Source organism: Kaistia dalseonensis (assembly GCF_030814715.1).
GTDB classification, from domain to species: domain Bacteria; phylum Pseudomonadota; class Alphaproteobacteria; order Rhizobiales; family Kaistiaceae; genus Kaistia; species Kaistia dalseonensis.
The window spans coordinates 488,834-511,504 of sequence record NZ_JAUSVO010000002.1; the positions used below are offsets into that span (position 1 = coordinate 488,834).

Sequence of the window (22,671 nt, forward strand, 5' to 3'; positions counted from 1 at the left end):
GCAGCCTCGGGAAGGAGTCGGTCATGGCCGAAATTCATCGGATTGCCGCCGAGCGGCTGCGGAGCGCGACGACGAGCCTGCTGCGCGCCGCCGGTTCGGCAGAGCGGGAGGCGAGGCTCGTCGCCGATCATCTGGTCGAGGCCAATCTGCGTGGCCACGATTCGCATGGCGTCGGCGTCCTGCCACTCTATATCTCGACCGCGCGTGCCGGCGGGCTTGTGCTCAACCAGACCCTGATGGTGGCGCTCGATACCGGCAGCCTGCTGATCTGCGACGCCGGCAATGGTGCCGGCCAGGTGATGGCACACGACGCCATGGCGCTCGGGATCGAGCGGGCGCGCCAAAGCGGCAGCGCCATCGTCAGCCTGCGCAATAGCCATCACGTCGGCCGGATCGGCCATTGGGCCGAGCAATGCGCCAGCGCCGGCATGGTGTCGCTGCACTTCGTCAACGTCGCCGCAGGCACGTTCGTCGCGCCATTCGCGGGGACGCGGGCGCGGCTCGGCACGAACCCGTTTGCAGCCGGCTTTCCGAGGCCGGATGCGCCGCCCGTGATCGTCGATTTCGCCACCAGCCAGCTCGCCATGGGCAAGATCCGCGTCGCCCACAACAAGGGCGAGGCGCTGCCGCCAGGCGCCCTGCTCGACGCCGAAGGGCGCCCGACAACCGATCCGGCCGCCTTGTTCGCGACCCCGCCCGGTTCGATGGTGACCTTCGGCGATCACAAGGGCTGGGGGCTGGCGCTCGCCTGCGAACTGCTCGGTGCCGCGCTGGTCGGCGGCAAGACGCAGTCCGGTCCGGACGGCGCCGGCACGACGATCAATTCGATGTTCTCGGTGATCGTGTCGCCCGAGCAGATCGGTACCGCCGCCGCGTTCTCGCAGGAGCTGGAGGCCGTGCTCGGCTGGGTACTCTCCGAAAACGCCGATGGCGCCTCGATCAAGCTACCCGGCACGCCGGAACTGGAAACACGCGCGCTCCGGCTGCGCGACGGCATTCCGCTCGACCCGAAAACGCTTGATCAGATCGCTGCCGCAGCGCGGGATGTCGGGCTGACGGCGATCGACCTGCCGTAGAATTCGGCGCGGAACGTCAGTCCGCGCGGCGCCCTGGCCAGCCCATCAGCAGCTCCGCGCCCGTCTCGGCCGCGCGCGCCTTGTCCTTATCCTTGAAGATCCTCATCACGCATTGCGGCTTCTGCCGATCGATCGCGTCGTAGACCATGTGGTAGCCGGTCTTGTCCATGATCGGGCCGATCCAGCCGGCGCAATGGTCGCAATAGCGATCCATCGGCGCGGCGTCATTGTCCATCACCTTGCTGAGGCTCGGACAGAGATGCATCCTCAGTTCCAGCCGGTCATCGTCGAGATCGATGTCCATGTCGCAGTTTTCCTCGATCTTGATGTGCGACCAGTATTCGTACATGCCGTCAAGGCCGCGCGTCTGGATCAGCTCGAGGATGTGGCGCTCCTGGTTCTTCGAGATCGCCAGCCAATAGGCTTCCAGCGCCTCCTCGCCCTGCGTTTCGAGGAATTTGAACACTTCGTTGTAGAAGCGGGTGAAATGATCGCTCGGAATCATGACCGTCTCCGGATGATCTGCCGGCAGGCGCCCGGGCCGGTGATTTCGGTATCCACCGCGTAGGGTGAACCCTCGGCCATGGCCTCGTTGGTGCGGATCGTCTGATCGCAGAAATGCGGCGAGACCCGGCCGACCAGCGACTGGACATGATGCCAGGCGGGGCAGCGGCGAACCGTCAGCACGATCGCATCCTCGCCGATGTCGATGTCGTAGTCGGCGCCCTCGCGGTCGAAGAAGTGGCGCCAATGGGCGACGAGCTGCCGCGTATCGCCGGCGAGCAGGTCGCGGCGGATGCCGGCATAGACGTCGCGGCCGACGCTGGCGAAGATCGCATCCATCGCCGCAACGCCGAAGCGCTCGACGATGAAATCGATCGTGGTGTTGATGGCGCCATGGAAATCGAGGTGGACGTTGCCCCCCTCCTGATAGCGCAGGCTTCCGTCACCAGATGTCGTCATGATGCACTCCCATGGACGCACCGACCATCGAGATAGGTGGCGCGGACCTCCAATGTCGCTGGGTCGAGCACGGCGAAATCGGCCCGCTTGCCCCGCTCTATGCTGCCGATATCGGCCGCCATGCCGATCACCCGAGCCGGCACCAGACTGGCCGCATGGGCGGCGCGGACAAGATCCCGGCCGGAGAAGCGCAGATAGTTGCGCATCGCTTCGTCCGGCGTCAGCGACGAGCCGCAGAGGCCGCCATTCTCGTCCCGCACCGCCTTGCCCGGCACGCTCTCGACCCAATAGCCGGGATAGAACTCGAACTTCCTGCCCGGCGTGCCGGCATATTTCATCGCGTCGGTTTCGAGGAAGACCCGATCGGCCGGCAATTGCGCCAGCAGCCGGATCAGTTGCCGATCGACATGGATGCCATCGCAGATCAGGCCGAGGGCCAATGTCGGCTCGGCCAGCAGCGCGTCGGTCAGCGATACGGTGTGCACGCCCATGCCGCCGGGCGGATAGGTCGGCATGACATTGTACATGTGCGTGACGGCGTCGAGGCCCCAGCCGACATAGCGCGAGACATTCTCGGGCCGCGCCTGGCTGTGACCGAGATGAATCGAGACCCCGGCGCGTTTCAGCGTACGGATAAAGCCCTCGGCTCCCTCGCGCTCGGGGGCGACCGTTACCGCCTTCAGCGTGCCCTCCGTGGCGGCGAGCATGCGTTCCGCCAGTTCGATGCTGGGCGCCACTATGTTCTCAGGATTATGCGCGCCGGGCGAGCCGAAGCACGGCCCCTCGCTGTGCACGCCGAGCGCCCGCGCACCCTTCGCCTCGCCGCATTGCGCCGCCAGACGGCTGAGCACGCCCTCCATCGTCCCAGGCGGCAGGCAACTGATCGAGGGTAGAAAGCCGGTGACGCCCCGCGCCAGCAACGCCAGCGAATTCTCGGCCACCGCCCCCTGCTCGGTGTCGTTGTAGAGGCGCGTGCCATAGCCATGCTGCAGCAGATCGATAATGCCCGGAAACAGGACCGCGCCCTTGCCGTCGATCGCCTGCCAATCATCTCCGACGACCGTCTCGGCTGGGACCACGCCGGCGAAGCGGTCCCCATCGATCAGCAGATCGGCGGCCGCCTGCTCTGCCGGCGTGACGACGGTGACGTTCGACCATCTCTGCTTGACGCGCATCGCGAAATCCATCGTTATGATGTTATCATGCTAACAAAATAATTGAGCAGCTCAAGGAGAAAGACATGGCGCAGCCCTGCGTGTGCGTGACGGGTTCGACCCAGGGAATCGGCTTCGCAATCGCCGAGGCGTTTGCGCAGCAGGGCGCGCGGCTGGTGATCAATTCCCACCTGCCGAACACCGAGGCGGTGGAACGATTGAGCGCGCTGACGGAATGCCATTTCGTGCAGGCCGACCTCTCCACCGCCAAGGGCGCCGAGATGCTGATCGAGGCCGCCCATGCCAAGCTCGGGCGCCTCGATACGCTGGTCAACAATGCCGGCACCTTCCTCGACGTGCCTTTCGACGATCTGACCGAAGCGATCTTCGACCGCACCTTCGACCTCAACGTGAAGGCCTATGTGTTCGCCTCACAGGCCTTCGTCCGCAAGGTTGCGCCGGATCAGCAGGGCGCCAGCATCCTGTGCGTCGGCTCGACCAACTCGGTGATGGCCGAGCGCCACAGCGTCGTCTACGACGCATCGAAGGGCGCCGTGCTGATGCTGGTGCGCTCGCTCGCGGTCTCGCTCGCCGGGCGGGGCATTCGCGTCAACGGCATCGGGCCGGGTATCATCGAGACGCCATTGACCAAGCGCGGCCTCGACGTGCCGGGCGTGCGCAAATCGCTCAATGCGCAGATCCCCTTCGGCCGTATCGGCCAGCCGGATGATGTCGGCGGCGCAGCCGTCTTCCTCGCCTCGCCCGCGGCGGGCTATATCACCGGCCAGATGCTGTTCGTCGACGGCGGCATCCTCGCCATCCAGAAGACCTGGGAGCCCCCCGTTTGACGATCGAGTCCTCGCCGCGCCATCTGCAACTGCGCGATACGCTGTTCCGGCGCTGGAAGACGCTGGGGCTCGGCGCCGGCGACCGCATCGAATCGCAGAACGAGATCGTCCGGTTCTGCGATTTCTCCCTGATCACGGTCGTCAAGACGTTGAAGGACCTCGAGAGCGAGGGGATCATCCGGCGGCAGGTCGGCAAGGGGTCGTTCCTGGTGCAGACGCCCTGGGCGGAGGCGCATTGGCGCATCGGCTTCTTCTATAATCGGGATACCGTCGGCGGCGGCATCTTCGACAACGAGTTCTATACGCGGCTGGTGATGGCGTTCGAGAAGGGCGTCGTCTCCGACGGTCATGAGTTCATCATGGGCAGCTTCACCCACCAGCGCATGCCGGTCGGCATGTGGGATGCGCTCGACGCCGTGGTGCTGACCGGCTTTACCGGCGAAACGCGGCTCGAAGCGCTTGGCGAGACATCGAGCCAGGTCAGCCTGATCGATGCGAGCCTCGACGGCGACCGCTTCCACAGCTACCGCCTCGATTATGGCCCCGCCTTTGCCGAGATGTTCCGCGAGTCCGGCGCCCGGCGGCGGACCTATCTCTATCTCGACTCGAAGTTCAGCTCGAACGAGCAGGCGGCGCGCCTCGACGCCTTCCGCCATGCCGGCGCCGGCACCAAGGTCGACCAGCGGCTCGAGATCATTGCCGTCAATCAGGAGACCGATGTCGGCAACACCGACGCCCTCAAGGCCGCGATCGAGCAAGTCCGGCCTGATGTCGTCTGCGGCCATATCCATCAGGCCTGGCGGCCGCTGATCCGCTCGATCGTCCCAGACGCCGCCATCTATCCGTTCCTGCTCGATTCCGCAGCGCCCGGCTTCGTGGTCGATACGGCCGGCTGGATGCGCACGATCCTGCCGATGATCTATGCCCATCTCGGCGATCGCCAGCGGCCGCCGGCGATCCACACTTATCCGGCACGGTTCCGCCCGTAGAGCCTAAGCCAGCGCATTGCCGGCGAGGCCACTTTCCACCGTCAGGATGGCGCCGACGAGATTGCGGGTCGCCTCCGCCTTCGGGTGGGTGAAGAGATCGAGCGGCTTGCCGATCTCGACGATCCGTCCCGCCGACATCACCGAAACACGGCTGGTCGTATAGGCGACGACCGAGAGATCATGGGCGATGAACACCAGCGCCAGACCGAGATCGCGCACCAGATCCTTGAGCAGGTTCAGCACCTGCGCCTGGATCGAGACGTCGAGCGCGGAGACCGGCTCGTCGGCGATCAGCACCTTCGGGCCGGACATCAAGGCGCGGGCAATGGCGATGCGCTGCAACTGGCCGCCGGAGAATTCGTGCGGGAAACGCTCCAGCGCATTGCGGCTGAGACCCACCTGATCGAGCACCTGATAGACCCGAGCGGCATGATCGCCCTCGATCCGCAGGCTGCGCAGCGGTTCCAGCAGCGATGCGCCCAGGCGCATGCGCGGATCGAGAGAGCTGCGCGGGTTCTGCATCACGACCTGCACCGAGCGCCGGAACAACTGCCGATGGCTGGGCTCCGCCGTCCACACGTCGCGGCCGTCAAACAGGACATGACCCTCGCGCGGCTGCTCCATGCCGGTCAGGATGCGGGTGAGCGTGGTCTTGCCGGAGCCGGATTCACCGACGAGGCCGACCGCCTCGCCCGGTCGGACGTCGAAATCGATATGATCGAGCACGGTCAGCGTCGGCCGCGCCTCGAACAGCTTCTGCCGCGCCAGCGTGTAGGTCTGCGTGACCTGCCGCATCTCCAGAATCGGCCGCATCGCCTCATTCGTCGGCAAGGGAGCGTTCGTATGAGTGGTCATGATGCTGCAGCCTCCGCCATGGACTCGACCGGATGCCAGCACGCGGCACGACGCGTTCCGCCCTCGAGCGTCGGCACCTCGGCCACGCATTTCTCCGTCGCCGCGGCGCAGCGCGGATGGAAGGCGCAGCCCGTCGGCAGACTGTGCAGCGGCGGCACCATGCCGGGGATCGATGTCAGCCGCGAGCTGCCGTCGAGGGCAATGTTGTCCATGGTCGGCTGTGACTCGAGCAGGCCGCGCGTGTAGTGATGACGCGGCGAACGAAACACCTGTCCGACGGGCCCCATCTCGACGATGCGACCGGCATACATCACCGCGACCGTGTCGCACATCGCCGCGATGATCGGCAGGTCGTGGGTGATCATCAGCAGCGCGCAGCCACGTTGCTCGACAGCGCCGTTCAGCAGCCGCAGCACCTGCTTCTGCACCGTCACGTCGAGCGCCGTGGTCGGCTCGTCCGCGATGATCAATTGCGGATAACAGGCGAGCGCCATGGCGATCATGATGCGCTGCCGCTGGCCGCCGGATATCTCGTGCGGATAGGCCCGCACCAGTTGCTCGGGGCGCGGCAGCGACATCTGCCGGAAGAGTTCGATCGTCTGCCGTTCAGCCTCGCGCCGGGAGGTTTTCATGTGCCGCCGGATCACGGAACTGACCTGGTAGCCGACGCGGCGGACCGGATCGAGCGACGACAGCGGATCCTGGAACACCATCGAGATCGTCCGGCCGCGCCGGTGCGCCAGCGCGCGGTCGGACTGGCGGATGAGATCGACGCCGTCATGCAGAACGCTGCCATCGGCCTGCCAGCCCATGGGCAGCAACCCCATCAGCGCCAGAGCCGTCAACGTCTTGCCGGAGCCGGATTCACCGACGAGGCCCATGCGTCCGCCGACCGGAAGCGCGAAGGAGAGGCCGCGCACGGCCGTGAGCATATCATGGCGCACGACGAGATTGTGCACCTCAAGGGCGTTGGCGCCGCTCATCCGCGCCTCCGTGACAGCTTGGGGTCGAGCACATCGCGCAGACCGTCGCCGAGCAGATTGAGGCCCAGCACGAGGAGGACGATGGCGAAGCCCGGCCAGATGGCGAGGGGCGAGGAGACGCCCACCTGCTGTTGCGCCTCGTTCAGCATCATGCCCCACGAGATCGACGGCCGGTGCACGCCGACACCGAGATAGGAGAGGCCGGCCTCGGTCAGGATTCCGGCGGCGAAATAGAGCGTGAACTGCACGATCATCACGCCGGCGATGTTCGGCAGCACGTGCCGCGCCAGCACGAAGATCCGGCCACGGCCATAGAGCCTCGCGGCCGTGATGAAATCCTCCTGCAGCACGCCCATCGCGGCCGAGCGGATGACGCGCGTGAATGACGGCGTGAAGAATGCCGTCAGCGCCAGGATGGTGGTGAGCGCGCCCGAGCCGAGCGTCGCCGCCAGCACCAGCGCGGTGACCATGCCGGGGATCGACAGCATGATATCCGCGCCGCGCGAGATCGTTTCGTCGGTGAGCTTGCCGGCCGCGGCCGCCGCAAGACCCGTGATCGTGCCGAACAGCAGGCTCAGCGTGGCGCCGCCGGCCCCGACGAGGATCGACGTGCGGGCGCCGACCATCAGCTGGGCGACGATGTCGCGGCCGAGAACGTCGGTGCCGAGCCAATGGCCGGGCGCACCGGCGGGCAACAGGCGATGACGGATATCCGGGACGTTCGGGTTCGACGGCAGATAGAAGAACGAAGCGAGCGCGACCAGCAGGAAGATGCCGGTCAGGACGAGTCCGATGATCAGCGAGGCGTTGCGCGGCAGCCGGCGACGGGTCGGGGGATCAGCCGCCTGCACGGCAGGAATGGCGGAATTGTTCATGGTGTCCATCCTGGTGCTGGGCTCAGCGCGTCGCCCGAACGCGCGGGTCGAGAACGCCGTAGAGCAAATCGACCAGCAAATTGACGGTAATGACGAAGACGATGATGATCATGACGGTGGATTGCACCACGATCACCTCGCGGGCCGCCACATTGGCCAGGATCATGCGGCTGAGGCCGGGCAGCGAGAAGACCGTTTCGATGATCACGGTGCCGCCGATCAGTTCGGCGATCTGTAGCCCGATGATGGTGACGAGCGGCAAGGCGGCATTGCGCAGGCCGACATGCAGCAGGGCCTGCGTTCGGGTCATGCCAACCGCGAGCGCGGTGCGCAGATAGTCCTGGTTCATGACGTCGAGAACGGCGGAGCGGACATAGCGGATCAGCGTCGCCGCCATGATCAGGCCGAGCGACAGCACCGGCAACACCAGCGAGCGCAGCGCCTCGGTGACGCTCTGCGACCAGGGCGTCCAACCGCCGGTCGGCAGCCAGCCGAGCCGCACGCCGAACAGCAGCGAAAGCAGAATGCCGGCCCAGAACACCGGCACGGCAACGCCGACCTGGCTGACCAGCGCCAGCACCGCGCCCGACGGCGTGCCGACATTGCGCGCCGCATAGGTGCCGACGGGAATGGCGATGAGCAGTCCGAGGATCAGCCCGGAAAGCGACAGCGGAATGGAGATGGAGAGGCGCGCCGTGACGAGATCGGCGACGCTCTCATTGGTGCGGAAGGAACGGCCGAAATCGCCCCGCAGCATGTTGGAGATCCAGTCGGCATACTGGACGGGCAAGGGGCGATCGAGGCCATAGACATGGGCGAGCGCATTGATCGCCTCGGGCGTGGCGCTCTTGCCGAGCACGACCGCCGCGACATTGCCGCCAGCACCGCGGATCAGGAGGAAGATCGCCACCGAAGCGACGAAGACGGCGCCAACGAAGAACGCCAGTTTGCGCAACACATAGATCGTCATTCACCTGTCCCAGCGAAATGCCTATCCAATCAATCGACGGCGCAGCCGCTGCCCCGAGGCGCAGCGGCTGCGGGTCTAGACCGGCAATTCTACCAGTGCAGCTTGGCCAGTTCGATCGCCACGGCGACACGCGGCTCCTGGAAGCCCTTCAGGTCCTTGTCGAAGAGACCGACGCCCTTCTTGGCGATCAGCGGAATGATGACCGCATCCTTGCGCAGTATATCGGCCGCCTGCTTCATCTTGGCGGCATAGTCCTGATCGGTCAGCGCGACATCGGCATCAGCCAGCGCCTTGGTGTATTCGGCCGAGCAATAGGTGCTCCATCCGGCCTTCGACGGATCGGGGCAGGCCCACTGCACCGGATTGGCGTCGCCCGACATGACCGTGATGTCGAACTGCGGCGGCCGGCCCTGGAAGATCAGCTGCGAATAGCGCGCAAGGTCGATCGCATTGCGGGTGACGTTGAGGCCGGCGGCCTGCAGCGAGGGGACCATGATATCGGCCGGCAGCGACAGGTCGGGAACGTCGCTGAGCGAGGCGTATTCCAGCGGCGTGCTGCCATAGCCCTTTTCGGCGATCGTCTTGGTCGCGCCTTCCATGTCATAGGGGAACGGGCAGCTTTCCGGGCTTTCCTTCTCGTACCAGACCTGGTTCGGCAGCGCGAAGGTACAGGTGTTTTCCGCACCCCAGGCCGCACCGAAGGCATCATTATAGGACTGGCGATCGAAGGTGCGGGCGATGGTCTCGCGTAGCCCCTTGTCGAGCTTCTGGTTCAGCACCGCATAGGTCGGCTCGCCGACCTGCGGATAGGTCACGAGGGAGTATTTCTTGTCGAGCTCGCGCTTGCCGAGCTGCTCCCACAGATCGATGGTGATGACCGGCAGCGCATCGACCTCCGAGGCTTCCAGCGCATTCAGGCCGGCGGTGCCATCGGTGATGATGCGGACCGTGACGTCCTTGATGGCGGGCTTCGCACCCCAATAGGTCGGATTCGCGGTGAATTCGAAGGCGCTGTTGGTCGTATAGTTCACGAGCTTGTAGGGGCCGGTGCCGATCGGCTTGGTGGCGATGTTCGCCGCATTCGCCTGCGGCTGGACAAGGCCCGAGATCGAGCCCATGCCCTGCCAGAAATTCTGGCTCGGACGCGAAAGCGTGACCTTCACGGTGTGATCGTCGACCTTCTCGATCGATTTCACCGCTTCATAGGCGGCGGCATAATCGACGACCGGGCTCCCCTGCATGGTCTTGAGCGAATAGACCACGTCGTCCGCGGTGACGGGCGTGCCGTCCGAGAAGGTGGTCTCCCGGATCTTGAAGACATAGGTCAGCTTGTCATCGCTGATGGTCCAGGATTCGGCGACCCCCGGCTCGACGCTGCCGTCCTTGTTGAAATAGACCAGCGGCTCGACGACGTTGGCGGGGATCCACAGCCGCATCGCCGTCAGGTTGCTCTTGACGAAATCGAGCGTACCGGGGTCCTGCCGGGCCACGAGGATCATCTTGTTCTCGGCGGCACGCGGCGAAGCGGCCTGCGCGAGCGAATCGAGGCCGCCGAGGGCCGTCGCGACGATCGCTGCTGCCGCCATGAGGCGGACGATACGCCGATGGATAGGTCGCATTCTGGACTGCATCTCGGTTTTCCCTTCTGGAAGTACTGGACGTTTAGACGTCTCTGCATGGCGCGGACTGCATCGGCACGATGCCGTCCGCTTCGGCGCGTGCGCCCGCGGCTCGCGCCGCCGGCGGCATTTCGTGGCACGTTCTGCCTCTGCCGCACGCCGGCTGCCCGACATGCGACATGGAAGCTCGCGGCTTCCGATTTCGATCCCCGGAAGATCGTCCCATATTGTGGAACGAGAATTCCTATTCATGACGTCAGTTTGAATAGAGGAATGGCGATTTGCAAGTAATATCATCCACACCAATCAAATGCGGCGCCGAAATAGTAGAACCTCGCAGTCCAATCATCCCATAATATAGAACGATGATCATGACGCCTCGGCATCTTCACAACAGGCGCGGGCGTTCCGCCACGGTTCGGTCCTCGGACCGTCCCTGCAATGAGCATCGTGATGTCGGTGACCTATGGCAGCGACGGGCCTCTGCCTGAACGTTCACCCATCGGATATCCGGTTCCATCGCGACCCATTGGGGCCGCTGTCCCGATCCGATTGGGAGCCGAAGGCTACGCACCGGCCCGAGCAATCGACCCGTGGCGACGCAGCGATAGATCTCGTGCCGTCGCACGCGCGGCGATCCGCGAGCGCCGTCGGAAGATCGCGCCTTCGCCGATGCCAGGCGGCGCCGTCCGCCACGTTATGCGCACTTGCGAAGCCTCGTCCGACCCCAAAACAAAACCCCGCCAAGATGACGGGGTTTGTCGACAGTCTGACGGTGGTCGATTACGGCGGCTCGCAGCGTCTTGGCGCGTTCGCACCGATGCCATGAACATCGATGCGAAACGCACGCCGGAACCGGCTATCGCGCCTCAGCGATAGACGATGCCGCCATCGGTCAGGATCGCCTGGCCAGTGATGTAATCGGAATCAGCGCTCGCCAGGAACGAGACCAGCGCCGCGACGTCGTCCGGCGTCTGGGCGCGGCCGAGCGCGATGCCTTCGACATATTTCTTGTAGGTCTCGCCCTTCGGAGCGCCGGTGAGCTCGGAAAAGCGCTCGTCGATCTCGACCCACATGTCGGTGCCGACGATGCCCGGGCAATAGGCGTTCACCGTAATGCCGGCCGAGGCATATTCCTTGGCCGCCGCCTGGGTCAGCGCGCGGACGGCGAATTTGGTCGCCGAATAAACGCCGAGCAGCGCGAAGCCGTCATGGCCGGCGATCGAGGAGGCATTGATGATCTTGCCCTTCTGGCCGCGCGCCTTGAACTTCGCCGCAGCCGCCTGGATGCCCCAGAGCACGCCCTCAATATTGATCTTGAAGATGCGATCGACTTCTTCCGGGGTCACGTCGGCGATCGGGTTCACCTGGGCGATGCCGGCATTGTTGACGATCACGTCGAAGCCGCCCAGCGCCTTTTCGGCGTGCTCGATCGCGGCATAGACCTCGTCGCGCTTGCTGACATCGGCGGTGAAGGTCGTCGCCTTGCGGCCGAGCGCCTCGATTTCCTTGGCCACCGCCGCGATCTTGTCGGTCTTGAGGTCGACCAGCGCGATATCCGCGCCGTCCTTCGCAAGCCGCAGCGCGATGCCGCGCCCGATGCCCTGCCCCGCGCCTGTCACCAGCGCCACTTTGCCATTGATCGCCATGTCTTTATCCTTTCAGTGAATTGGATGAGGAGGACGCGCCCGCTCCCGCGCGGCAACCGGCGCACCGAGCCGGCTCAGAACGGCGCGTCGATATCGACGACGTCGATGAGCTTGTGGTTCACGAATTCCTTGATGCCGAGGCCGATCAGTTCGCGGCCATAGCCGGAGCGCCGAACGCCGCCAAAGGGCAGATCCGCCTTGACCATGGTCGGGTGGTTCACGAACACCATGCCGGTCGAGATCTTCTTCGCGACCTCCGCGCCATGCGCCGTGTCCGCGGTGAAGACCGAGCCGCCGAGTCCGAAGGGCGAATCATTGGCGATGCGCACGGCGTCATCCTCGTCCTTCGCGCGGAACAGCATCGAGACGGGGCCGAAGAATTCCCAATAGCGCGCCGGATTGTCCTCGCCGACATCGGTCAGGATCGTCGGCTGCACGAAGGCGCCCTGGTTGGGCACGCTCGGACCGACTTCCTCGGCCTTGGCGCCGAGCGCAGCCGCCTGGCGGATCTTGTCCTTGATCTCGTCGGCTGCGCCCTGCGAGGAGAGCGGCGCCAGCGTCGTCTTCGCGTCCAGCGGGTCGCCGGCCACGAGATTGGCGACGCCCTTGCGATAGCGCTCCAGGAACGCGTCATAGACCTCGTCGACGATGATCATCCGCTTGGAGGACACGCAGACCTGGCCACCATTCCAGTGCCGGCCGAACACCGCCCAATCGACGGTCTTCTTCATGTCGGCATCGGCGAGGACGACGAAGGCATCGGCGCCGCCGAGCTCCATCGTCGATTTCTTCAACGCCTTGCCAGCCTGCGCCGCGACGACCGAGCCGGCGCCCTCCGAGCCCGTCAGCGCCACGCCATGGACGCGCGGATCGTTGAGGATCAGCTCGATCTGCGAGCGCGTGGCATAGAGGTTCTTGAAGGCGCCGTCGGGGAGGCCCGCTTCCTTCATCAGGTTTTCGAAGGCGGCCGCGCTCTGCGGCACGTTGGAGGCGTGCTTCAGCAGCGTCGTATTGCCGGCGGAGAGCTGCGGCGCGATGATGCGCGCGATCTGGTAATAGGGGAAATTCCAGGGCTCGATGCAGAGCAGCACACCGAGCGGCTCGTGCACGAGCATCGCCTTGCCCTCGGCCGGATTGGCGACAGGCAGCGCCTCCGGCGCCAGCAGCTTCTCGGCATGGGCGGCATAATATTCGAAAATCTCGGCGGAAAGCTCGACTTCCGCCTTCGCCTCGGCGAGTAGCTTGCCCATCTCGGTCGTCAGGATCCTGGCATAGCCCTCGCTATCCCGACGCAGGAGATCGGCCGCCTTCTGCATGACCTTGGCGCGATCGGCAAACGATGTTTCCCGCCAGGACAGAAACGCCTTGTGCGCGTTGTCGATCGCCAGCATCACATCGGCGTCGGTCGCATCCGGAAACGTCTTCAGCACTTCGCCGGTATAGGGATTGGTCGTTGCATAGGCCATGACTGGCTCCTTTCACGATATGTCCGTCGCGCCTGCGCATCGTCAGCATGGCGAGCCAGCGGATCCGGCTCCGGCCATGGTGAGGCCGAGCGGGACCCGCTCCCGGGGGGCATGACGACGGATCGCCTTCCGATCAGGCGGGCGTCGATGGGACAATCATTAAGGCTTACATACCGATCCGCCTTGACCCAGATCATGGGCGCCGACGATTCAACGTCCGGCGCGGGTCAGTGGTCGGCGGGGGTCGGCCGGCAAGGGCACGGCCAGCAAGGGCATGGCCGGGTACAGGAATTCGCTCCGGAAGGGCGGCAATCTTGCCACGCCGGAGAAAGCGGGCCGTCGCCCGCGTCCGGCGCCAGGCCCAGCCCGCGCCGTCTCGGCCCGAGAGACATCCGGCGCCTTGGGCCGAGCGGCCGAGACGAGCGCCATGGTGCAGCCTGTTGCGGGCTGCGGTTCGCCTCGGCGCCGGGGTCGGATCGCGCACGGACGGCCGTGGCGATCCCCGCAACGGCGACTAGAGCTTCACCATATCCATGCCGGTGACGCGCAGCGCCCGTCCGTCCCGCTCCACGATCCCGGCCATGTCGCGTTCCAGCACGTCGCGATCATCGACGCCGCACAGCATCCGCCCGGCGAGCGGGTCGAACCGGCCGGCGGCGATATCGGCGATCAGGGACGCGGCGCGCGTCGGAGGAACGTTGATGCCGTCGTCGAACAGTTGCTGGATGGCGGGCAGATGCGTCTTCCCCGCCTCCGAATAGAGCTGCAGCTCGGTCATCGCCGTCCGGACGAGGCCGGGATCGACGGCGAAGGCGAGCACGCCACCTTCCTTCGTCGTGTCGTTCAGGCATTCGGTGAAGCGCATGATACCGGCCTTGCTCGACGCATAGCCGGAACCGTTGGGGAAACTCGTCCCCGTGCCGCCACCGACGAGATTGACGATGCGGCCCCTGCCCCGCGCCAGCATGGCGGGCGCCACGACGCGGCAGGTGTGGAACGTGCCGCGAAGATTGATCTCGATATCGTCCCACCAGAGCTCGGGATCGCACTCCCAGATCGGGCCAAAGGCCCGAAACGAGCCATGATTGTTGACGAGCGTATCGATCGGCCCCAACTCGGCCACGACGCTCTTCAACGTCTCTTCCACGGCCGCCCGATCGACGAGATCAACGGCCCTGGCGATCGCCGTGCCGCCTTCGGTCGCGATCAACGCCGCCGTCTCCTCGATCTCGCGCGCCGTTCGCGCCAGCACGGCCACACGGGCGCCGAAGCGCGCCTGATGCAGCGCGATCTCCCGTCCGATGCCGCGGCCCCCGCCGGTTACGACGGCGACCGTGTCCTGCAAACTCGTCATGGCGTCCTCCTCCAGAAATCCGGCCACCGAAAACCCCTGCCCCAGGGATTGGTAAGCCGACAAAATATCGAGCGATACCGGCAACGAAGCTGACCGCAGCCGACCGATGCACGCCGAGGCGCCGCGCGATCAGCGCGCGAAAGCCTCGAACGGATTGGTATGGGTCAGAAGCGTGATGACGGGCTCCTCCACGCCGCGCCGGCGCAATTCGGGCAGGAGCACGGTGGAGAGATGGGTGTAGGGCAGCGGCGTTCCGCCATCCGGCAGCGCTGGGTCAAACCAGCCGCGATCATGGCTGAGCAGCAATTGGTCGGCATAGCCGGCATCGAGCACGCTCATGATCAGATCGGCGACCGCGCCATCCTCGCTCCGTCCGACATGGTCATATTCGATCCAGGCCCCGCGCTCCGCCACGGCGATATTGAGCGCGAAGTCCTTCTCTTCCTGGGTATGGATCGAGATGAAGCGATCGGCGCGATAGCCCTCCGCCTCGATGATATCGAGCTGGTCCATGACGACGCTGCCCTTGATGGTGTGGCTGCCGATGACGGCGCCGGTCTGTGCGCCGGCCCGGGCCGCCGCCCGCAGGATCTTCGCCTCGAGCGGCGTTATCCCGTCATCGCCGGCGCTCAGCTTGATCCACCCGGCGCGCACGCCGGTATCCTCAATGCCGTCATTCAATTCGCCCAGCATCCAGGCTTCGAGCTCCGCCTCGGTGGCGGACCGCACCCAATCGGGAATCCAGGGTTCGCGATAATTGCCGGTCGGAACGACGATCGGAAAGTTCGTGGCGAGAGACACGGCGAGGTCGAGATCCGCCCGCCGGCCGACGCCGCCGGTCGAACATTCGACGAGGGCGGTGACCCCGAGCGCCTTGATGCGCTCGATCTCCGGCGCCATCAGCCGCACGACATCCGCGCTCTCGGCCCGCGCATAGCCCGGCTGATCCGGCGTCCGCAGGTCGACGAAGACGTGCTCGTGCGGCAGGATCATGCCCAGCTCCGCCTTGCCCCTCGGTCCGAGCGTCGTAAAGAGCTGTTTCATCGATTCCTCCTCAATCGAGCCAATCCGTTTGACGGCAGATCTTCCCCAAGGGCATGCCAGCACGGATAGCCGCCCGCTTCAACCACCGTTCCCGTGCCGGGGCGAGCGCGAGCGCCGGTAAGGCGCTCAATTCATCGTTTCGTCGAAACCGTGAATGGATCCCACCTCTCGATTTATCGCACTTTCCTGCCGCACAGCCCCTCCGCGCCGCCCGGACGCCGACTAGACGATCCGGCTCCACGCGCCGGCAACGACCTCCAGCACCTTCACCTCACCGCCGAACCGCGCGGTCAGTTGCCCGCCATGCACGGCACGGACCTGGCATGACGTCACGCGGCCGGCGCTCCAGGCCATGTCGAGTTCGATCCCGCCACGCAGTCGCAGGCCGCGGACGGACCCGTTCGACAATGCCTTGGGCAGCGCCGGCAGCAGGCGGATTTCGCCGATCCGGCTCTGCGCGATCATCTCGCAAATGCCGGCGGCGCCGCCGAAATTGCCGTCGATCTGGAACGGCGGATGCGCGTCGAACAGATTGGTATAGGTGCGATCGGGCGAGAGCTGGCGCTTCAGCACCGTCCAGGCGCGTTCGCCGTCGCCGAGCCGGGCCCAGAGGCAGATGCGCCAGCCAATGCCCCAGCCGGTTGCCTCGTCGCCGCGAATCTCGAGCGAGCGGCGCGCGGCCGCCGCCAGTTCCGGCGTCTCGATCGGATCGATGGCGAGGCCCGGGAAGAGCGCATAGAGATGCGAGACGTGGCGATGGTCCATCTCGCGCGCCTCCATGTCCCAGTCCTCGAGCCATTCCTGCAACTGGCCGGCCTTGCCGATCTGGTCCGGCATCAGGCGGCTGCGGGTCTCGCGCACCCGGGCGAGGAAGCTCTCATCCTCTTCCACCCCGGCGGCCAGGATCGCATCGAAGAGATCGCGCCCGAGCTGGTTGTCCATGGCGCAGCCGACCGACAGGCTCGCGCCGAAAGGATGGACATTCTCGGGCGAATTGGTCGGAACCGTCACGAGCCAGTCGCTTCCCGGCAATTCGACCAGGAAGTCGAGCAGGAACTCGGCCGCGCCGCGCATCAGCGGGTAGATCCGGCGGAGCAGATCGTCCGGCCAGCCGGCATAGACGCAGTGATCCCAGAGCTGGCAGCAGAGCCAGACGCCGCCCATCGGCCAGAGCCCGGGATCCGCCTGGTCGATCGGACCGGTCGCGCGCCAGAGGTCGGTGTTGTGGTGGAGCACCCAGCCGCCCGTGCCATAATGCTCGCGCGCAACCTCCCGCCCCGTCTCCGCGACATCCTCCACCAGGCTGATCAGCGGCTCGAAGCACGCGGCCAGATTGGTCGGGTCCGGTAGCCAGTAGTTCATCTCGGCGTTGATATTGACCGTATATTTGGAGTTCCAAGCCGGTCGGAACTCCGCATTCCAGATACCCTGCAGGTTCGCCGGCTGCGTTCCCGGCCGCGACGCGCTGATCATGAGATAGCGGCCATAGTTCACATAGAGCGCCGCGAGCGACGGATCTGTCTCCTTGACGGGATCGGCGACCCGGCGATCGGTCGGAAGATCGTCCTTGCCCGCGCCGAAGCTGAGCGCGAAGCGGCCATAGAGGCTCTGATAATCGGCGATGTGATCGGCCCGGATCGCATCCCACCCGCGCGCGACGGCGGCATCGAGCCGGCGTGTCGTCGCGGCTTCCGGATCGCCGGAGACGTCGTCATAGCGCACGAAGCTCGTGCCGACATCGACCCAGATCGTGAAGCCCCTGACTCCGGCAAGCCTCAGCCCGCTATCATAGACGCTCATCGCGCCCCCATCGGGAACCACGCGCAGCCGGGCGACCCAGTCGAGCCCGGCGGGCACGCCATATTCGGCGCGGTTCCGCCCGCGGCAGACGATCTCGCCCAGCACGGCGTCCAGCTCCGGCGCGAAAGGCTGCTCGATATCATAGCTGATGTCGCTGTCGAACCGTTCGCCGCCTTCGGTCCACATCCGGATGCCGATGACATTGTCCGGCGCCGAGGCGATGATCTCGCGGCGATAATGGATGCCGTGATGGCGATAATCGATGGAGGCGACCGCCGAGGCGAGATCGAGCTCGCGCCGATACGAGCCGGGCTCGGGCCGGTGACGCGTCTCGATGAAGATCCAGCCGGCGGATTGATACGTCATCTGGACGCGCGGACGCGCCATCATGCTGGCGTCGGCGAGACGCTCGGCCGCCGCATATTCGCCGGCGAAGAGCAGTTGCCGCAAAGCGCCCAGATTCGCGTGCGCGCCCTTGTTAGCGGCGCTGTAGGGCGAGCCGGTCCAGAGCGTATCCTCGTTGAGCTGGATGCGCTCCTTACGGCTGTTGCCATAGACCATCGCGCCCAGGCGTCCATTGCCGACGGGCAAGGCCGCCGTCCACTCGACCCAAGATTCCTTCGGATACCAAAGACTGTCGGACATCGTTCTCGTACCTGTGACGGAAGCCAATTGGCGCAAGCCGGGCCTGCGCCGCCGCGCGCGAAATGCGCGAGGCGGACCTGCGATGGCGCTGCGGCGAGCCTATTCCTTGCCGCCGCTCGAGACGCGGTTGCCGACGGCGAACTGGCGCTGGAAGATCAGGAACACGAGCAGCGGCACGATCGCGGTGACGATCGCCGCCACGGCCTGCTGGTCGACATTGGGATCATAGGTGCCCGAAATGCGCGCGAGCAGCACCGTCAGCGTGACGTCGTTGCGCAGGAACAGCATGGGCAGCAGCAGCGAGTTCCAGCACCACAGGAACTGCAGGATGCCGCAGGCGAAGATCGGCGACAGCAGATTGGGCAGCACCACGCGCGTGAACGTGCTGATCGGGCCGCATCCGTCGATCCGCGCGGCCTCGATCAGGTCCTTGGGGAAATCCTCCAGGAACGACTTCACCAGGAACACCGACCAAGCATAGCTCAGTCCGACATACGGGATGATGACAGCCCAGATATTGTCGAGCATGCCCATTTCGCGCCAGAGGCGGAACAGCGGGATGATCACGACCTGCTGCGGCAGCACGAACGCATTGATGATGATGATGAGCGTCGTGCGGCGAAGGGGAAACTTCAGATAGTGGAAGGCATAGGCCGCCGCCGGCGCCGTGACCATGGTCAGGACTGTTGCGATCAGCGTGACCTTGGTCGAGACCCAGAGGCTGTTGGCGAGCGGATAATCGGTCCAGACCTTCCGCCACGCATTCAGCGTGAACTGGTTCTGGCTGAAGTGCCACCAGCCGCGCGCGATCGAATCCGGCGTCTGGAAGGAGGTGGCGACGATGCCGATGATCGGCACCACCCAGATGAGGGCGATGATGCCGACGACGAAGACGATCCATTTCGGGGCACGATAGACCATCAGTGGGCTCCCTTCGTACGCTGCGCGATGGCCGGTATCGCGACGACGAGGACCGCGACCAGCAGCACGATGGTCGCCGCGGCGCCGTAGCCCAGATTGAACTGGGTCATCGATTCCCGGTACATGAAGAAGCCGACCGTTTCGGTCGCCCGCGCCGGACCACCATTCGTCAGCACGAAGATGATGTCGAAGGCGCGGAGCGCGCTCAGCAGGTTGATGAAGATGGCGACGCGCGCGCCGGCCGTCGAAAGCGGCATCATGATGTACCAGACGACGGCGAGCGGCTTGGCGCCGTCCATCTGGGCGGCTTCCAGCACGGTGCGGGGAATGGTCTGCACGGCCGCGAAGCTCAGCAGCAAGGGCAGGCCGACCGAGCTCCACGACGCCGCGACGATCAGCGCCATCAGCGCGGAATGGGCCGATCCGAGCCAGGCCTGGCTCCAGTCGCCGAGCCCGAGCGCGATCAGCACGCCGTTCAGCAGGCCGGACTCACCCGGCCTGAAGATGCCGATCCAGATATAGCCGGCGACGGCCTCCGATATGCCGAAGGTGGCGAAGATCATCAGGCGGAAGATCGAGGTCTGCTTCGGTGCAAACGAGCACAGCATCGCCAGGAACCAGCCGATCGCCACCGAAATGACGGTCACCCCGATCGTGAAGATCAGCGTGGTCCAGAGCGTGCCGAGAAAGGTCGGATCCGTGAACAGCCGCTGGTAGTTCGCGATGCCGATGAAGGTGGGCTTGCCAAGACCGCGGATCTGCCAGAACGAGATACGGATCGTCTCGAAGAGCGGGTAGATGACCGACAGGCCGAAGAAGATCACGACGGGCGTCAGCAGGGCAAACGCCGCCATCGACTGCGGCATGTGAAATCGGGTGGCTCTTGTCGCCGTAGCCGAGCTGGCGTGCGCTCCGCGCACGCCATTGGTTGCGTTGTTCATGCTGAGCCCCGATCTCAATAGGACTGCGCGGCGACGGCTTCGATCTGCTCCAAAGTCGGCATGATCTGCGCCTCGACGGGATTGGCGATGAATTTCTGCAGCGCCACGCGATATTCGTCGACGAGCTGACCGGGCAGCATGTCGCCGAGCACGAAGTGCACCTTGCCCGCCTTGACGTAGCCGACCGACGACGCGGCGACGGGATCATAGGCCGAAATATCGACCGCAGAGGTCGGCACGGTGAAGCCCGCCTTGGCGATGATGCCAGCGCCTTCGCCATTGATCAGATAGTCGAGGAAGAGATCCGCCCCTTCGGCATTCGCGCCGAGATTGGTGGCCAGTACTTCCTTAGAATCGACCAGCGAATCGTCGTCATGGCCGAGGCCGAAGGCCGGGAACTTGCCGAGGGCGTAGTCCTTGCCGGGCTCCAGATGATATTGCGAGCGGGCGCGGGCGTTGATCCACATGCCGATCAGCAGGTAGTTGGCGCTCCGGTCGACGAAGAGACGGTCGGCCGCGTCGTCCCAGTGCGAGGCGTAGATCGTCTGGATGTCGGCGCAGCAGCCCTTCGCCATCATCTCGCTGTAGAATTGCAGCGCCTTCACCAGGCGCTCGTCGGTCCACTTGATCTTGTGACTGGCGAGTTCGTTGATCACTTCCGGGCCGCCGACACGCAGCAGCAGCGATTCGAACCATTCGCTATGGCCGTAGATCTTGCCGGGCAAGGCGACCGGCTCGGCAAAGCCGGCCTTGCGCAGCGGCTCGAAGGTGGCCGTGAAACCGTTCCAGTCGGCCGGGAACGCGGTCAGCCCGATGCGGGTCAGATCCTGCGGCTCATGCCAGATTCCGCTCCGATAACCGAAGATATAGGGAACGCCGTAGACGGCGCCATCGGTCGTGCTCAGCTCACGCCAGGTCGGCGACAGCAGGCTGTCCCAGTTCTTCTCGGTCCAGACGGAGGAGACGTCGCGCAGCATTCCGGCATCGGCGAGTTCCTTGCGGAAGGCCGGCCAGGCATTGATGATGAGATCGACCTTCTGGCCCCCGAGCAGCGCCGTGCGGATACCGCCGCGCTGATCGCCCGATGTCGTGACGGGAACCTGCTTGATGGTCAGATCCGGATATTTGGCTTCGAAGCCGGCGATGACCTGCTTGATGACGGCCGCATCGGCTCCTCCGAGCCAGTTCATCAAGGAAATCTCGCCGGTTGGCTGCGCGGATGCCGGTTGGCAGGCCATGGTCACGGCAATGCCGAGCGCGCCGAGCACGCGTCCCAATCGAATCATGTGATTCCTCCACAGGATCGCGGCCTATCGACCGCCATTGCCGGATGTATATTTCGATTTTAGACCATCGGCAATACCGTTTCCCCGCGAACGGCACATGCGCAAAGCCGTGCTCAGACCAGGCGGTGGTCGCGCAACGAGGAGAGCAGCGTGGTCATGGAGGTTTTCAGATGGCGCCGGGCCGCCGCCAGAGCCGCATCCTCGTCTCGGGATTGCAGCGCCGCGATGATGGCGAGGTGCTCGCGAATGGCGGCCGCATTGCGGGCCTTTTCATCGCGCTTGTCCCACATATAGTGATAGTGGAATATCAGCGAGATGACCTTCTGGAATTCAGAAGCAAACCTGTTCTTCACGACAGAATTGATCGCAGCATGAAACTGCTCATCCAGCCGTGAAAAATCATGATAGTTCGTGTCTATATTGGCTTCCAGCTCGAGATGTGCGCGCCGCAGCGCTTCGAGCTCGGTCCATATTTCATGATCGACGTGACTGCCGAGGACATGCTGGATCGCATTGAGTTCGAGGACTGATCGAAACTCCGACAGTTCAACCGCGAAATCGGCGGTGAAGCCGAGCAGGAGCCAGCCACCCTTGGCGCCGCGCTCGACCAGGCCGAAACGGCTCAGGCTCGCGAGAAACTCCTGCAGGATGTGCGGCGTAACAGCGAATTCGCGCGCCAGTTGTGCGATGTTCAGCGGTGTTCCGGCCGGAACGTCGAAGCGAAGCACCCATTCGAGAAAGGCGCCCTCCAGATCGGCGGGCTTGAGCGATTCGTCCTTGATGCTCAGCCGATCCTCGGGCGTGGCGGACCGCAGTACGGTCTTCTGCCGGCCCTCCCAGGTGACGATGCCGACATCCTCCAGCCGCTGCAGCACCGATCGGATGACGGTTCGGCTGACGCCCGTGCGTTCGGCGAGCGCATTCTCGGAGGGAAGCGCGCTTCCCGGCGCTGAAGTCGAGCACAGATCGATCAAGGCGTTATAGGTCTCCCTGAACCGCTTGTCGCTCCGTGCCATGCCCCGAGATCCGATCTGTTTTACTTTCGATGATCGAAATTAATAAGAACAATCAGCGCGGTCAACGGCGCTCGCCATGGTTGTCCCCAAGCCTGTCCGGCGGCCCGCAGCATTCGCAGAGCCCCGCTCAAGGGCGCCGCGGCACCGATCGCGCCGCGCGGCGATGGACGAGACATGCCGGCGCCGCTGCATACAATCCTCACCGCCCCAGTTCGGC

Annotated in this window: 20 protein-coding genes; 3 read left to right on the forward strand and 17 right to left on the reverse strand. The window is 65.1% G+C overall.

Translation table 11 applies throughout. The features are described from left to right. Nucleotides 1-23: 23 nt before the first annotated feature. Nucleotides 24-1,076 carry a malate/lactate/ureidoglycolate dehydrogenase gene (locus QO014_RS08480; RefSeq protein WP_266348247.1) on the forward strand — a complete coding sequence of 351 codons (1,053 nt, stop codon included), beginning with the start codon at nt 24-26 and terminating at the stop codon, nt 1,074-1,076. A gap of 16 nt (nt 1,077-1,092) precedes the next feature. On the opposite strand, the gene QO014_RS08485 is transcribed toward QO014_RS08480, so the two are convergent. From QO014_RS08485 to QO014_RS08495, 3 genes are read right to left on the reverse strand one after another with little or no spacing between them, the layout of a single operon-like run. Further along, nucleotides 1,093-1,581, reverse strand: a complete 489-nt coding sequence (locus QO014_RS08485) for a hypothetical protein (protein ID WP_266348248.1) — start codon at nt 1,579-1,581, stop codon at nt 1,093-1,095. After that, nucleotides 1,578-2,039 (reverse strand): helix-turn-helix domain-containing protein, encoded by a 462-nt coding sequence (locus QO014_RS08490; RefSeq protein ID WP_266348249.1) that lies wholly within the window; start codon nt 2,037-2,039, stop codon nt 1,578-1,580. The genes QO014_RS08485 and QO014_RS08490 overlap by 4 nt, the downstream gene beginning before the upstream one ends. Continuing rightward, nucleotides 2,036-3,214, reverse strand: a complete 1,179-nt coding sequence (locus tag QO014_RS08495; RefSeq protein WP_266348250.1) for an N-acetylglucosamine-6-phosphate deacetylase — start codon at nt 3,212-3,214, stop codon at nt 2,036-2,038. The genes QO014_RS08490 and QO014_RS08495 overlap by 4 nt, the downstream gene beginning before the upstream one ends. Nucleotides 3,215-3,279: 65 nt before the next feature. On the opposite strand from QO014_RS08495, the gene QO014_RS08500 reads away from it, so the two are divergent. Both QO014_RS08500 and QO014_RS08505 read left to right on the forward strand, forming a co-directional pair. Then, a complete protein-coding gene (locus QO014_RS08500; protein WP_266348251.1) occupies nt 3,280-4,041 on the forward strand; it encodes an SDR family NAD(P)-dependent oxidoreductase in 762 nt (253 codons plus the stop codon). Continuing rightward, entirely contained in the window at nt 4,038-5,030 is a 993-nt protein-coding gene (locus QO014_RS08505) for a GntR family transcriptional regulator (RefSeq protein ID WP_266348252.1), read from the forward strand. Before QO014_RS08500 ends, QO014_RS08505 begins: the two co-directional genes overlap by 4 nt. A 3-nt stretch (nt 5,031-5,033) precedes the next feature. On the opposite strand, the gene QO014_RS08510 is transcribed toward QO014_RS08505, so the two are convergent. The 14 genes from QO014_RS08510 to QO014_RS08575 all read right to left on the reverse strand — a co-directional run bounded on the left by QO014_RS08510 (nt 5,034) and on the right by QO014_RS08575 (nt 22,454). Then, nucleotides 5,034-5,885: an ABC transporter ATP-binding protein gene (locus tag QO014_RS08510; RefSeq protein ID WP_266348253.1), complete on the reverse strand. Its 852-nt coding sequence runs from the start codon at nt 5,883-5,885 to the stop codon at nt 5,034-5,036. Next, entirely contained in the window at nt 5,882-6,868 is a 987-nt protein-coding gene (locus QO014_RS08515; RefSeq protein ID WP_266348254.1) for an ABC transporter ATP-binding protein, read from the reverse strand. The genes QO014_RS08510 and QO014_RS08515 overlap by 4 nt, the downstream gene beginning before the upstream one ends. Continuing rightward, complete coding sequence (locus tag QO014_RS08520) at nt 6,865-7,743, reverse strand: ABC transporter permease (protein WP_266348255.1); 879 nt, start codon at nt 7,741-7,743, stop codon at nt 6,865-6,867. Before QO014_RS08520 ends, QO014_RS08515 begins: the two co-directional genes overlap by 4 nt. Nucleotides 7,744-7,765: 22 nt before the next feature. Next, nucleotides 7,766-8,713 carry an ABC transporter permease gene (locus QO014_RS08525; protein ID WP_266348256.1) on the reverse strand — a complete coding sequence of 316 codons (948 nt, stop codon included), beginning with the start codon at nt 8,711-8,713 and terminating at the stop codon, nt 7,766-7,768. A gap of 89 nt (nt 8,714-8,802) precedes the next feature. After that, a complete protein-coding gene (locus QO014_RS08530) occupies nt 8,803-10,332 on the reverse strand; it encodes an ABC transporter substrate-binding protein (protein WP_266348257.1) in 1,530 nt (509 codons plus the stop codon). A gap of 869 nt (nt 10,333-11,201) precedes the next feature. Continuing rightward, the gene (locus QO014_RS08535; protein WP_266348258.1) at nt 11,202-11,981 is read right to left on the reverse strand and encodes an acetoin reductase; all 780 of its coding nucleotides are present in this window, start codon (nt 11,979-11,981) and stop codon (nt 11,202-11,204) included. Between the two features lie 74 nt (nt 11,982-12,055). After that, nucleotides 12,056-13,447, reverse strand: a complete 1,392-nt coding sequence (locus QO014_RS08540; protein ID WP_266348259.1) for an NAD-dependent succinate-semialdehyde dehydrogenase — start codon at nt 13,445-13,447, stop codon at nt 12,056-12,058. A gap of 514 nt (nt 13,448-13,961) precedes the next feature. Beyond that, nucleotides 13,962-14,801, reverse strand: coding sequence for an SDR family NAD(P)-dependent oxidoreductase (locus QO014_RS08545; RefSeq protein ID WP_266348260.1), 840 nt, complete (start codon nt 14,799-14,801; stop codon nt 13,962-13,964). A gap of 129 nt (nt 14,802-14,930) precedes the next feature. Next, complete coding sequence (locus tag QO014_RS08550) at nt 14,931-15,845, reverse strand: phosphotriesterase family protein (protein WP_266348261.1); 915 nt, start codon at nt 15,843-15,845, stop codon at nt 14,931-14,933. Nucleotides 15,846-16,067: 222 nt separating this feature from the next. After that, a complete protein-coding gene (locus tag QO014_RS08555) occupies nt 16,068-18,290 on the reverse strand; it encodes a glycoside hydrolase family 95 protein (protein ID WP_266348262.1) in 2,223 nt (740 codons plus the stop codon). Between the two features lie 99 nt (nt 18,291-18,389). Beyond that, complete coding sequence (locus QO014_RS08560) at nt 18,390-19,211, reverse strand: carbohydrate ABC transporter permease (RefSeq protein WP_266348263.1); 822 nt, start codon at nt 19,209-19,211, stop codon at nt 18,390-18,392. After that, complete coding sequence (locus tag QO014_RS08565; protein WP_266348264.1) at nt 19,211-20,077, reverse strand: carbohydrate ABC transporter permease; 867 nt, start codon at nt 20,075-20,077, stop codon at nt 19,211-19,213. Before QO014_RS08565 ends, QO014_RS08560 begins: the two co-directional genes overlap by 1 nt. A gap of 89 nt (nt 20,078-20,166) precedes the next feature. Then, nucleotides 20,167-21,438, reverse strand: coding sequence for an ABC transporter substrate-binding protein (locus tag QO014_RS08570; RefSeq protein ID WP_266348265.1), 1,272 nt, complete (start codon nt 21,436-21,438; stop codon nt 20,167-20,169). Nucleotides 21,439-21,551: 113 nt separating this feature from the next. After that, nucleotides 21,552-22,454, reverse strand: a complete 903-nt coding sequence (locus QO014_RS08575; protein WP_266348266.1) for a GntR family transcriptional regulator — start codon at nt 22,452-22,454, stop codon at nt 21,552-21,554. Nucleotides 22,455-22,671: the final 217 nt, after the last annotated feature.